Annotated in this window: 14 protein-coding genes and 1 riboswitch; of the genes, 2 read left to right on the top strand and 12 right to left on the bottom strand. The window is 34.8% G+C overall.

Annotated elements, in window-relative coordinates; translation table 11 throughout:
* Positions 1 to 67: 67 nt before the first annotated feature.
* From MHB55_RS08860 to prsW, 4 genes are all read right to left on the bottom strand, one after another.
* Positions 68 to 715, bottom strand: a complete 648-nt coding sequence (locus MHB55_RS08860) for a flagellar brake protein (protein WP_144536920.1) — start codon at positions 713 to 715, stop codon at positions 68 to 70.
* 72 nt (positions 716 to 787) lie between these two features.
* Positions 788 to 2,071: a PepSY1/2 domain-containing protein gene (locus tag MHB55_RS08855; protein ID WP_144536922.1), complete on the bottom strand. Its 1,284-nt coding sequence runs from the start codon at positions 2,069 to 2,071 to the stop codon at positions 788 to 790.
* Between the two features lie 9 nt (positions 2,072 to 2,080).
* On the bottom strand, positions 2,081 to 2,815 hold the full coding sequence (gene sleB, locus MHB55_RS08850; protein WP_225216089.1) for a spore cortex-lytic enzyme: 735 nt from the start codon (positions 2,813 to 2,815) through the stop codon (positions 2,081 to 2,083).
* 498 nt (positions 2,816 to 3,313) lie between these two features.
* Complete coding sequence (prsW, locus tag MHB55_RS08845) at positions 3,314 to 4,009, bottom strand: glutamic-type intramembrane protease PrsW (protein WP_144536926.1); 696 nt, start codon at positions 4,007 to 4,009, stop codon at positions 3,314 to 3,316.
* Between the two features lie 79 nt (positions 4,010 to 4,088).
* Between prsW and MHB55_RS08840 the strand changes: the two genes are divergently transcribed.
* Positions 4,089 to 5,069 (top strand): asparaginase, encoded by a 981-nt coding sequence (locus MHB55_RS08840; protein WP_144536928.1) that lies wholly within the window; start codon positions 4,089 to 4,091, stop codon positions 5,067 to 5,069.
* Positions 5,070 to 5,139: 70 nt separating this feature from the next.
* On the opposite strand, the gene MHB55_RS08835 is transcribed toward MHB55_RS08840, so the two are convergent.
* The 7 genes from MHB55_RS08835 to MHB55_RS08805 form a co-directional block, all read right to left on the bottom strand.
* Positions 5,140 to 5,571 (bottom strand): hypothetical protein, encoded by a 432-nt coding sequence (locus MHB55_RS08835; protein WP_144536930.1) that lies wholly within the window; start codon positions 5,569 to 5,571, stop codon positions 5,140 to 5,142.
* Positions 5,572 to 5,637: 66 nt separating this feature from the next.
* Positions 5,638 to 6,606, bottom strand: coding sequence for a YpdA family putative bacillithiol disulfide reductase (locus MHB55_RS08830; protein ID WP_340863043.1), 969 nt, complete (start codon positions 6,604 to 6,606; stop codon positions 5,638 to 5,640).
* A gap of 31 nt (positions 6,607 to 6,637) precedes the next feature.
* On the bottom strand, positions 6,638 to 7,402 hold the full coding sequence (locus MHB55_RS08825; protein ID WP_191963865.1) for a metallophosphoesterase: 765 nt from the start codon (positions 7,400 to 7,402) through the stop codon (positions 6,638 to 6,640).
* 172 nt (positions 7,403 to 7,574) lie between these two features.
* On the bottom strand, positions 7,575 to 8,207 hold the full coding sequence (locus MHB55_RS08820) for a CBS domain-containing protein (RefSeq protein WP_144536936.1): 633 nt from the start codon (positions 8,205 to 8,207) through the stop codon (positions 7,575 to 7,577).
* Positions 8,208 to 8,280: 73 nt separating this feature from the next.
* Entirely contained in the window at positions 8,281 to 8,913 is a 633-nt protein-coding gene (locus MHB55_RS08815) for a LysM peptidoglycan-binding domain-containing protein (RefSeq protein WP_151110185.1), read from the bottom strand.
* 77 nt (positions 8,914 to 8,990) lie between these two features.
* On the bottom strand, positions 8,991 to 10,400 hold the full coding sequence (locus MHB55_RS08810) for a RecQ family ATP-dependent DNA helicase (RefSeq protein WP_151110187.1): 1,410 nt from the start codon (positions 10,398 to 10,400) through the stop codon (positions 8,991 to 8,993).
* Complete coding sequence (locus tag MHB55_RS08805; RefSeq protein ID WP_340863042.1) at positions 10,393 to 11,427, bottom strand: helix-turn-helix domain-containing protein; 1,035 nt, start codon at positions 11,425 to 11,427, stop codon at positions 10,393 to 10,395. Before MHB55_RS08805 ends, MHB55_RS08810 begins: the two co-directional genes overlap by 8 nt.
* A 111-nt stretch (positions 11,428 to 11,538) precedes the next feature.
* On the opposite strand from MHB55_RS08805, the gene MHB55_RS08800 reads away from it, so the two are divergent.
* A complete protein-coding gene (locus MHB55_RS08800; RefSeq protein WP_144536944.1) occupies positions 11,539 to 11,787 on the top strand; it encodes a ferredoxin in 249 nt (82 codons plus the stop codon).
* A 151-nt stretch (positions 11,788 to 11,938) separates the two neighbouring features.
* On the opposite strand, the gene MHB55_RS08795 is transcribed toward MHB55_RS08800, so the two are convergent.
* Entirely contained in the window at positions 11,939 to 12,532 is a 594-nt protein-coding gene (locus tag MHB55_RS08795; protein WP_144536946.1) for an ECF transporter S component, read from the bottom strand.
* A 154-nt stretch (positions 12,533 to 12,686) separates the two neighbouring features.
* A riboswitch (FMN riboswitch) is annotated at positions 12,687 to 12,821 on the bottom strand.
* Positions 12,822 to 12,862 lie beyond the last annotated feature (41 nt).

The following is a 12,862-nucleotide window of genomic DNA, read 5'->3' as shown; positions in this document are numbered from 1 at the left end:
TCCACTCTATACGCATATATTTTATCATATTACGATTCAAAAAAAAAAAGCCTGTAAATACAGACTTTTAATTTAGTCCTTTTTTCCGTAATAACAACTGTCTTTCAAAGCAAAACCGTACGATTTGTTGCTTGTCTAAATCATCTGTATTGGTAAATTGAAGGGATGCAATCTTTACAGATTCCTTTTCCCAAATACGTACAACTAAAGCAGTTGTAAAAACGTATCTCATTTCTCCATTATTAAAAGGTAGGGGAATAATAAGAGAAACTTCATCATTTGCATTAAATTTCACGTCAAAGGGAATGATAATTGCTACACCACCAGCACTAATATCATCAGTTACAAATTGGTATTTTTCATCTCCAAATTCAACTGCGATATCTATGGGAGAAACAACCCTAACAAAATTTCGACGTTGAATTTTCATGAAATCAGAGGATTCAGGATAAGGAAGTCTTATCATCGGAATTTGCCCCAACTTTCTACCTAGCACCTCTGTAGGGAAGGCATATACTGATTTAGCCTCCTCTATAAATGTAGCTCTTAGTTGAGTACCCTCTATCAATACGATTGTCTTATTTGTAACTGTATCAATAGGATAATCGATATATATAAACTGATCATCCATATCTACTACTTTACACCGGTATTTTTCGGATTTGTCTGTGAATGTTGGCTCAAGTGTTAAATTAGTACCTAGTTTTATTTGCATAATTTTTACCCTCTTTAATTGTAATAATGACTTAATTATGACACTTAAAGAGGGATTTTTCTATATATTATTTTAAGGCAGTTTCTCCGATTGGAGAATCTCGTGAGTTTCCGCGTCGATATAGACTTTATAAGTTCCTATCTTATCGCTTCTAGTCAATAATTCGTAAGCAAGTCGTTGCTGTAATTCATCATTTTCTACATATGCCATCTTCTCTTCTTCGATTTTTAAATCATCAGCAAAAATTTCTTTATAGTCTAATGGCACTATTTTTTGACTACCTATTTTTTCCTCTTGAATATATTCCATTGCATTTAAACCTAATAGCTCCCCATTATCTTTAGCTATTTTGAGATGAACACCATCCGCATAAACAATAGCATTATTTTCGGCATCCTTACGAGCAAATGCTAAATGCCAAGCAATTGTATTTTCTCTGAATTCTATCAACTCAGTATCCTCGAATCCAAGCCTCTTCATTTGAGCTAAAGCTTTTTCCTTCATACTTTCCGTATCGATTGAATTTTTATCGAAAGGTCTTTCCATTAAGAAAGATAAAAGATGGCCTCCTTTTTTAGTGAAATCCGCATAACCTATACGAATGCCTTTATGAAATTCAATATGATAAAAAGGATAAGGAGCATCCTTTCCGCTTTCTGTAACATGTATTTTTGCATCAGCTAACTCTGGGAAGAATTTAGCGAATTTTTCTTTTACATCTTCAACGCTTACTGGCTCGTCCGAAATATGCTGTAAATCCTTTTTCTTTTGTTGATCGGTTTCACTCGCTGTCATCGGAAAATCACTTTCTGTATAGGCTTTAACCGAAGCACCAAGCGATTTCCAATTTTTTTGACTTTCCTTACTTAATTTATTTTGGACAAATGAAGTTACTATATAGTCCTTATTTCCATCATCTCGATTGGTAAATGCCCACTGATCTGATAAACTTCTCAAATTCCCACGGGCGTCTACCATGTTGGTTTGCCACTCTTCAATCGGTACTTTACCAGCTCGTACTTGAGCTGCTCCATTACCAATTCGAGTTAAATAGTTCATCCATCCAGATGAAGTCTCTTGGTCTATAGGCAATGCTGAGATGGAAGCTCTGATATCGGAAGAAAGTCTCCAAACGTCCTGTAGCGGACGATCTAATGATGCTTCATCCTTGAATATTAATGTCTCATCGATTGAATCGCTTAACTCTGTGAGCTTTTCTGAAGCAGAGTTTAACTGATTAGAATATTGACTTGCTAGAGCATTTTTAAGGTTTGTATTTTGCTCCTGCACATTAAAATGGTAAACAACAAATATGGCTAAAGCAGCTATAACTATTACCCATCCAAATTTTTTCATATGGTCTCCTTATGAGCAAAAAATATGCTGTCCGATTTTTTTGATATGCGGTCTTGACCAAATCCATTGACTAGTTGCTGTGTCTGGGTTGAAATAATAGATGGCATTTTCAGATGGATCCCATCCATTTAATGCGTCTAACACTGCCTCTTTAGCACGTTCATTTGGTTCTAACCAAATTTGCCCATCTGCAACTGCTGTGAAAGCTAATGGTTGGAAAATAACTTCACTAACAGTATTAGGGAAGTCGGGGTGCTCTATCCTGTTGAGAATTACTGCAGCTACTGCAACTTGCCCTTCATAAGGCTCCCCTCGTGCTTCTCCATAAACTGCGTTAGCGATTAGCTTTAAATCCCTTTCACTATATTCAGGTGGTAACTGCATATTAGTACTATCTGGTTTTTCATTTTTGACTTGATTATCTAGACTCTCGTTACCATAATAAGTAAAGCTTTTGCCTTTGTTAATTTGTTCATGTACATATGCTTTGTCAAATTTTGACGCTTTCACTAATTTCGATTTAGTACTCTCCCCAAGCATTCCATCGACCGGTAATCCATACTTCTCTTGAAAGTTTCGAAGCGCCCAGTAAGTTCCATAACCAAACTTGCCGTCAATTTCACCGGTATAGTAGCCTATATACTGTAATCTGGCTTGTAATTCGATTACATCGTCCCCATATGCTCCCCGCTGAACTATTTGTTCGGAGAATGCTTGAGTTGTTTGTTCTTTAGTTAACAACATATAACTGGCTGTACAAAATATTAAGCCAATTAGGATGTATTTAATCTGTTTCATATGACATCTCTCCTTTTTAACTAGCTTGGATAAACTGGATTAGTTTATACATATTAACTTTTAAAAAGGAGTCTTTTAGTAAGAGATAAATTATCTTATATTCGGAGTTTATAGTTTTATTGTATTTGCTTACTTCTTAATCGATGATTTTCATTTACAACAGGCGCATTCTATGAATTCTTGAGTAACTAAAAAAGTCCAATTTCTAAATTTTAAATTAAGAAATTGGACTTTTTTATATTAAAATTTATCTCCAATTTTAGTAGTAATGATATTGATGATGGATAACTGATTAAAAATTCTATCAGTTTCTCAAAAATCCTCACATTCACACAACGCTAATATCCCTAAAATAAAAATGGATCATGACTAATAGTCAAGATCCATCTTGTTGATATAAATTTATTCCACCAAAGTTTTGTTAGTGAATCATTGTGATATGAACTAATTTGTATCTTCCCTTATAAAATATTCGTGCTTTTCAAATCTTGTTCTACGTGATAAGATATGTGCCTGCTTTACTTTCGACAGGCCAAAAATCCATAAAAACAGCATAAACGGTACCATTAACAATATTTCTAACCCTGTGAAGGTTAGTATGCTATTATAAATTATGTGTAGAAACAATGGGGCAGCTAATGCATAAAAAACCTCATATTTTATTTTTTTGGTAGAAGTAAATTTAGCTCTTCCAATATAAAATCCCATGACAACCCCAAATAATGCATGACTCGAAACGGGAAGTAATGCTCTTAAAAAAGCTTCGTCCATTCCGAAGTTTAAGAGGTAAAGGATATTCTCTACCGTGGCAAATCCAAGAGAAACACTTGCTCCGTATAGAATTCCGTCATATGGATCATCAAAGTCTATGTGGTTGTATAAGGCTACCATTAAAATCAACCATTTAAAAAATTCCTCTAAAGCGCTTGTCACTAAAACATTGCGTAAAAATAGAGTATCAAACAAATGCTCCTCAGTTAGAACGTGCTGAATAAACATAATTGGAAATGTTAATATAGCACCATAAATAAAAGTATGTAACAAGAGTCTTGAAGGTTCTTTCGAAATTTCTTTTCGAAGATAGAAATAACTTAAAAGCGCAAGAGCCGGTGCTATTGCACAGGAAAGTAGTACGAACATTTTCTTACTCCTTCCATATTACTAATAATAGTATACAATAATTTCTAATCATTTTGTAAAAAAATTGGAGGTTATATATTTGAAAACAATTTTACTCATCCATACAGGCGGTACTATTTCAATGCAAGTAAATGTAGATACAGGTGCTGTGATGCCGTCCGAAAAAAATCCACTTATGGTGGAGGCAGAAAAACTAAAGGGCTTTGCAAATATTATAGAAACTGAAATCTTTAATCTCCCATCACCACATATTACCCCTTTTGAAATGTTACGACTTAAACAATTAATTGATCAATACATTCAAGAAGGAAATATTGATGGAGTAGTTATTACACACGGAACCGATACATTAGAGGAAACGGCCTATTTTTTAGATTTGACCATTGGAACCACTATTCCCATCGTACTTACTGGAGCTATGAGATCGGCAAACGAAATAGGATCGGATGGTTTATACAATTTAGTAGCTGCTATACAAGTAGCTTCATCAGATGATGCACAAGGTAAAGGCGTATTAGTAGTATTAAATGACGAAATACATACAGCCGAGAACGTAACGAAAACACATGCTAGCAATGTAAGTACATTTCAGAGTCCTCAGTATGGACCTATAGGATTTATCTCTAAGTCTATTGTGTATTTTCATCATTCACCTAATCATCAACCAATATTTCCGATTCAACAAATTAACAAAAGGGTTGCTCTGTTTAAGGTATATGCAGGAATGGAGCCTGATCTTCTTGAGGCATCGGTTAACTTAGGGTTTGATGGTATTGTTCTAGAGGGATTGGGTCAAGGTAATGTTCCACCAAGCTTAGTACCCGTTATCCATGATATTTTAGAAAAGAATATACCCATTGTTTTAGTGTCAAGATGCTTTAATGGCATTGCGCAGGACGTATATGGATATGTAGGTGGAGGAAAAGGATTGAAGGAGCGTGGGGTGATTTTCGCTCAAGGTCTAAACGGGCAAAAAGCTCGACTAGCTCTCCTGATCGCCTTAAACCATCTGAACCCTGAGCAAGCTCTACATAGTATATTTAGTAGACAAGAGAAATAGCTATAGTTTTTAACAAAAAGAAGAAAGCTATTTTGCTTTCTTCTTTTTGTTAAATAATATGTTCTTTTATTTATATACCTAAAACAGAGATAAAACTTGTTACTAAACTTTTTTTCTGTATCCATAATTGAAATTGAGTAATCATTGTAATAAGTTGCGCACTATTTGTATCATAGTTTTCCATAAATTCTTTTTCGGAATAAACAAATGGAAAACCCAATACTTCTTTCAAGCTAATTTTAATAGGTTTTTCAGTTAAAAATATTTTTAGTTGTTCTAATTCGAAAGAAATCACTTTCCACGTATCTATATCAATTTCATTGAATGCGTAATAATCAAATTCTTTACAGCACTTCTCGAAGACGGGCAGCATATAGCTAAAGTTCTCTTCTGTGAAATAAATAGAAGAAGTATTCCAGCATTCCCCTTTATATATATCAGGTAATATCTCTATATAACAAGTACCTTCCAGATTATGTACATCGGTAATAATTTCAATCATTTAGAAACTCCTTTATAGAAGAAGACAGTTTTAACAGGATGTTTGTTTATTCACATGCGCACTTTCTTACAAAGCTTTTCTCTTTATTTCTGTAGCAATTTGTTCTCCATGAAATCGACCGTTTTCTATAAAAATTTCATTTGCATTATTGCCCGCAGCGATTACTCCTGCTATAAAAATCCCCTCTACATTAGTCTCCATCGTATCCGGATTGTGAAAGGGTTTACCGGTAGTGGCATCTATTGCTACACCCATCTTTTCTATAAATGAATGATCTGGATGATAACCTGTCATAGCGAAAACAAAGTCGTTTTCAATCGTAAATTCACCGTCGGGACCCTTTAAAGTTACACTATCATCATTTATAGCCATAACTTCCGTATTGAAGTGCATATTTACTTCATTATTACGTACACAGCCTTCAAATTCTGGTAGAACCCAAGGCTTAATACTTTGTGAATATTGCCCTTGACGGTACACTACTGTCACATGCGCGCCCGCCTTATTGAGTTCAAGTGCAGCATCGATAGCTGAGTTTTTGCCCCCTATCACCAAAACATTTTGGGCAAAGTAAGGGTGCCCTTCCTTAAAATAATGGAATACTTTTGGCAGTTTTTCTCCAGGAATACCCATATAATTTGGATGATCATAATATCCCGTAGCGATAATAACATTTTTCGCTTTATAAGAGCCCTTAGAAGTTGTAATGACAAAATGATTCGAAGCTTTTTCCACATTTTTTACATGCTCATATTTATTAACTTGAATATTTTTACGTTTTACTACTTCGCGATAATAAACCAAGGCTTGATTTCTTTTTGGTTTTCTTTCCTCTACGATAAACGGTACATTTCCAATGGCAAGCTTTTCACTGGTACTAAAGAAAGTTTGATGGGTTGGATAATTATATATCGCATTTACAATGTTACCCTTTTCTATAATGAGCGTTTTTAATCCTAACTCTTGTGTGGAAATTGCTGCAGAAATTCCACAAGGTCCTCCTCCAACTACTACTACATCAATAATTTGTTCCAAGTACAAAACTTCCTTTCTTACTTTTTACTAATCATTTACAACCTTTAAGAGTAATGATATGGCATTCTGGTTTAGCACCAAGGCGCAGCGGTACGCCTGTAGTACCAAACCCATTGCTTATTAACTCTGCTTTATTTTCCTTCAATCTAAAACTACCCTTTTCATATATCCCTAAAGGACCAATACGAATTTGACCGCCATGTAAATGTCCAGCCAACATTAATCGTGGGTTACTTATTTTTTGAGCCGCATGAAAGAATGCTGGTGCATGTGTTACAAAAATTAAGATATCCTCTTCTTTTACATCCTCGAAGGCTTCTGCTATATTTACTTTTCCGACAAAGCCATCATTAATACCTACTAATCGCAAGGAAGGATTTAGATTAGAAAGAACTACAGAACTATTGTTCAAAATATGAATATCAAGGGATTCGAACAAAGTTAATAAGTTACTTTCTCCGACTTCTCGGTCGTTATTACCATAAACATAAAAAACAGGGCCAAGCTTTTTTAATTGCTTTAAATTGAATTCTGTCCGATTCAATGGTACTCCTTTTTCCGTGAGGTCTCCACCAATAACTACTACATCCACCTTTCCGATAATACTGTGGATGAGTTCATCTTTAATTTTCCGACGGTGAATGTCAGATATAAAAAATATATGGAATTGCTCTCCTTTAGGTATTTCTTTTACACAGAGACTATGTTCTTTGACATTCGTTTGAAATGCTAAAAAGAGCATATATGTGAAAAGAAGCAAGCAAAATACCAAAACTGTTATTACTATATACAACATTAAATCCCCCCTAACCATTATAAAAAAAGCACAAGCGCCTATATCTACCCCGAAAAGCAAATGGGGAAACACGAGAGGTATCAGCTATAGCTTCAGCATGACTATATTATCTTTCCAGCAAAAAGACAGGGATTTTATCCCTGTCCTTAAACCATTCGTTATATTGATTATATTACTCATCTTTATCAATATGTAACACTCGAAAACCTGACTTTTCTAAGTCTTGAATAATTCGATCTAATTTTTGCTCATTGTCAATTTTAAGAACTATTCGGCGCACTAGCTTGTCAGTTTCATCAAATGTTACTAGCGAAATTACAGAAGTGTGATACTTATGCAAAATGTCGGACATTTTCAGAATTCTTCCTTCAGATTCTACAGAAGTAAAGGCAATTCGAGTGCCCTTTGTATTCATACCAAATGCACTTTTAAACTGATGAATTGTGTCATAGCGTGTGACTATGCCTAAGAACTTCTCATCTTCTACTACTGCTAAAATTGGAAAATCATATAGCTTCATAAAAGCCTGTTCAAACACATCACTAGTTTGAACAAATGTATCTTCCCTTGTTACAACATCAGATACCTTTGTTTGTTTCAAAAAAGTATCTTTATCTGTGTTGCTATAAAAGAACGCCTTGTATAAAAGGTACTTGTTAAACATCCCCTTATACTTTCCATCCTCAATAATTGGTAATGCATCAATATCCTTTGCCTCTAGTTCATTTAAAGCGTCCAAAACTGAAGCATTGCCTTTAATAGTTAAGCATTTTTCCTTTGGTATCATTACACTTTTTACAAACATACAAACACCTCTTTCCAAAACGGTCTATACCTATATATTCTATAAAAAGTGAATTTATCCTTCCAACTTGTGATTATGGCAGAATTAATTTTTGTCCTTCATAAATTTCATTGGAAGCTAGTCCATTTGCAGCTTTTATCTTTTCGACTGCTTCTGGATTATTGTAGTAGTTCATCGCGATTCGATATAATGTTTCATTACCCTTAACTATATGAGTTTTCGCGTCTTTTTTTGGTTCTTGTACAGTTTCTTTTTTAGGCTGAGTTGGTGCTGGTGTTGCTGCCTCCTCCTTTTCTTTAGGTTCAACTGCCGGAGGGGCTGGAGTTGATTGAGGCACTTCTGTTGTATCTTCAGGCTTCTCTGCTTCTGAAGTTTGATTTTCTTCCGTTTCGTTTGCCTCTTCTTTTTCTTCCTCTTCTTCACTGCTGCTGTTCAAATTCGAAATTGGCTTAGTAACAACCTGTATGATTCCTTCGTCTTCAGTTGAGGCTTCGCTTTCTGGTTGATAAAAAAATTGTACATAAATCAAAACACTTGCAGGCAATAAGATAAATATAAAAAACAAGGATGGGATGAGTATATTCTTTTTCTTTTTCTTTTTACCTGGTGGATTTCTTCTACTTCTTCTCAATTCAGTTGCTTCACTCTCTACACCAATGGACTGTCTATGTTCGTCAATCTTTTTTTGATAATCATCTTTACTCATATTAGTCAAACTCCATTCTTCCACTTATCTACTACTATTATGACGAATTTTGTTGAAAATGTAAATGTTGTTAAGTATTATAGGATACTGCCTAATCTACTTTTCCAATCTAATACTGTAGCATGGATAAGGGGTTTATCGTGTAAATGAAATAACTCTTGAAGATTTAAAGAACATTTTGAACAGCAATTTAAAGGCTTGTCTATCAGCTTTTGATCGAAATAGGCAATTACCTGTTCCCTAATACAATTCTCATTTTGTAATAGCGTGTACAAGCTTTGAATTTCTATCCATTTTTTTTGTCGAATATTCTTAAACAGTTCTATAGTTTCCTCTGTTGACAATACCATTTTCCAATAATCTAAAATTCTTTCCGTTGTTTCAGATAACTGCACCTGATTTTCATTGGTCTGATATGCAAGGATAATATCCTGTTCGTCGGGAAAATCCTGCATCGCAACAAAATAAGCTTGTTCTACATCGGATAACATATAAAGAATGGAGGCAATGGACTGTTTTCCGTCTCTACCTGCCCGTCCAACCTCTTGCATATAATTGGCAACGGAGGTTGGTATATGATCATGTATAATTTGTCTAATATTATCCTTATGTATACCCATTCCAAAAGCATTCGTAGCACAAATCCAATCTAAATGGCCTTGTTGGAACTGTTGCTGAATGAGAATACGGTCATCTTGATCCATTTTAGAATGATAATAAGCGACTCTGATGCCCTTTTTTTGTAACTCTTCTGTATAAAATTCAGTTTTTTTCCTCGACTGACTATATAATATACCAGGTCCAGTAGTGCTAGTAATCCTATTTAATATCCATTCTACCTTTTCTTTTTGGCTCTCCACCTCATGTGCTTCGTAAGCAATATAAGGACGATCCAAGGAATGAATATATTCAAATGGCTGTTCCATTAACAAGGTAGTTTTTATATCTTTTACAACTTCCTTTGTGGCTGTAGCAGTTAAGGCTAGCACATTTGCCTTTCTTAACGATTTAAGCGACTCAGAGATCCTTAAATAATCAGGTCGGAAATCAAATCCCCACTGGGAAATACAATGCGCTTCATCAGCAACTATAAAAGCTAAATTTAAACTAGCTAACCTTCTTTGAAAACGCTCATTCTGTAACATTTCAGGTGATGTAAAAATAAATTTATAATTTTGTAAACCAGATAACGCCTTTTCTCTTTGCTCGAAGGATAAAAATGAATTGATGGCCACTACTCTTTTTTCTCCCATCATTTTTAACTGCTCTACCTGGTCCTGCATTAAAGAAAGCAAAGGGGATACTATTAGCACCGCTCCATTCTTTAAATATGCTGGTAGCTGGAACAGCAACGATTTACCCATCCCAGTGGGCAAAATAGCTACTACATCCTCTCCAGCTAGGACTTTTTCGATTATTTCCTTCTGTCCTTCTCTAAAATCTTTATATCCAAACCTTGTTTGAAGAATGTGTTGAAGTTCATCCATTTTCTTTCTCCCCTTTAGCTAAAGCCAGTCTAATTTGAAAATAGCTTAACTCAGGTATGTTCTCGCGAATTAACCTCAATTTTTTGGTTTGATGTTTATTGGAGAATTCTAGCACTTTTTTTATTTGGTCGTTCAATATAAATGATGTCAATGATAAACTTCGATCAGCTGCTGCTATTTCTATTAAGTGATCTTCGATTGTATTTGCTTTTAAAGATCTTAGGGCAGCGATATCTTGGATAGAGTAACCTTCCTTTAAAAGCTGTTCGGTCTTTAAAGCGGATTGTGTTAAAGGACTATGTACAAAAATCTCTTTTGTTAAACCTATTAAATCTGGATGACTTTCTTGATTGATGTTATCTAAGACAATATGCAACGCTTCTACAAATTGAAGCTTCATATCTATAATAGATTCTCCACACTCCAGTGCTAATTGCTCCCATGTGAGCCCACTAATGTGATAACCGCTCATTCGATAGACTAATAGTATACGATGTATTTCCTGTAACTCAGCAATTTGAAGTAAATGCTCTAACTGACTTTTAAAGTCCTTTTGAAATGTTGATGATTTATAGTCTCTCCCTCGTAAGTAATCTTTCACAAACTGGTGAACCGAATAATCTTTTTGATTGGGAATAAATCTAGTTTCATTTTTATTAAAATAAGATAGTGTTTGGACTACTAATTCTAATCTTGACCAGAACAATTTTTCATTTCCCCTTAGCTCCCAGCCATTAAACAAAGGTTCTGTATATCCAGTTAACTGTTTTAAACCTTTATGACTAATCCTTAGTAGAGAATCTTCCTCTTCAATCCAGTTGTTTTGTTGGAGTTTAAACAACTGCTGCTTATATTCTTCTTGTGTTAACTTCGGATAAATAGAGAAAAAACGATGTAGATTAAAATAAGTGACATCTTGAATGGTTTGTCCAGATTTTATCCCTTTTAATAAGTAAAAGGAAGCCATTGCTGACCGTTCCCCATTAAATTTTTGAATAATATTTAGTAATAGTTGGCTAAAATACAATTTAAATACCTCACAGTTTGAAAGTATTTTTGTTGAAAAGAAACGTAAACAGCTTTAGAATGAATAAGATAGCTAATTCTTATAAGTAGAATTAAAGGAGAGAATATACTAATGGCAAAATATACTATAGTAGATAAAGATACGTGTATCGCATGCGGAGCTTGCGGAGCAGCTGCTCCAGACATATATGACTATGACGATGAAGGTATTGCCTTTGTTATTTTAGATGATAACACGGGAACAACGGAAGTTCCAGAGGAACTGATGGAGGACATGGAGGATGCATTTGAAGGCTGCCCTACCGATTCCATTAAAGTTGCTGAAGAATCATTTGAAGGCGACGCTCTAAAATTTGAATAGTATATTAATGCCAAGAAGGATGACTAGCTCATTTTTCTTGGCTTTTTATATTTCTATAAACTTAAGTGGCAGGTTAATGCTATACCTACAAAAAAATAAAAACCGCAGACAAACTAGAAATTGTCTAGTTTGCCAGCAGTCATACATATCTTTAATTTATATTTGGAACTTTAAACGACTCGCTCACCTTGTCTAGTATAGGCTTCAATCGTTTAAATAGAACAACCATAACAATTGTAACTATAATACCTTTTATCAGATTAAACGGTAAAATACCGTAAATGATAGAATTAAATAAAGCTGTTCCTGTTTCCGCTGGGAAGTTTAAAAAGTACGAATACATTGGTAAGAAAACGTAATAATTTAACAGGCTCATACCAAGAGCCATACAAACTGTCCCGACGCCTAAGCCGTAAGCAATCCCTTTAGAGGAAGAAACTTTACGATAAATGACATAAACAGGTGTCAAAAACAAAATACTAGTTGCGAAGTTAGCCATATGACCGACTGGAACGCCTGTGGGACTTCCTGAAAAGAACCAATCTAGTACGTTTTTCATGAAAGCTACAATGATTCCTGCAACTGGCCCCATTGTGATAGCAGCAATTAACGCTGGGATATCACTGAAGTCAATTTTCAAATAAGCTGGTAAAACTGGTAACGGAAATGCAAGCAGCATTAAAACGAAAGAAATACTACTTAGCATTGCGATTGCAATAAGCATTCGCGTCTTACTTTTTGCCATAAATCCTCTCTCCTTTTGCGATTCACTCCACAAGAAGAAAGGTTCAGTTCGTTATCAATACTCAAAAAATCCCTTAAGCAAATAAAGCTTAAAGGAGAAAAAGGTACACTTAAATAAGCGTATCCGTATAAGAGCATACGAAAAACGACTGCACCTTCACCTTCTCCCATCCAGACTATACTGTCGGCTTTGGAATTTAACCAAATCCTGCCTTTTACGGCTCGCGGGCTCAAGAAAAAACTCTTCTAATACCGCCGATCGGGAATTTCACCCTGCCCCGAAGATGAATCAATATTTTATTGTCATTCAAGATTATCTCGAATTACAATC

Source organism: Psychrobacillus sp. FSL K6-1267, from assembly GCF_038003265.1.
GTDB classification, from domain to species: Bacteria; Bacillota; Bacilli; order Bacillales_A; family Planococcaceae; genus Psychrobacillus; species Psychrobacillus faecigallinarum.
The sequence above is the reverse complement of the archived record's forward strand: the minus strand, read 5'-3'. Positions and strand labels throughout refer to the sequence as shown.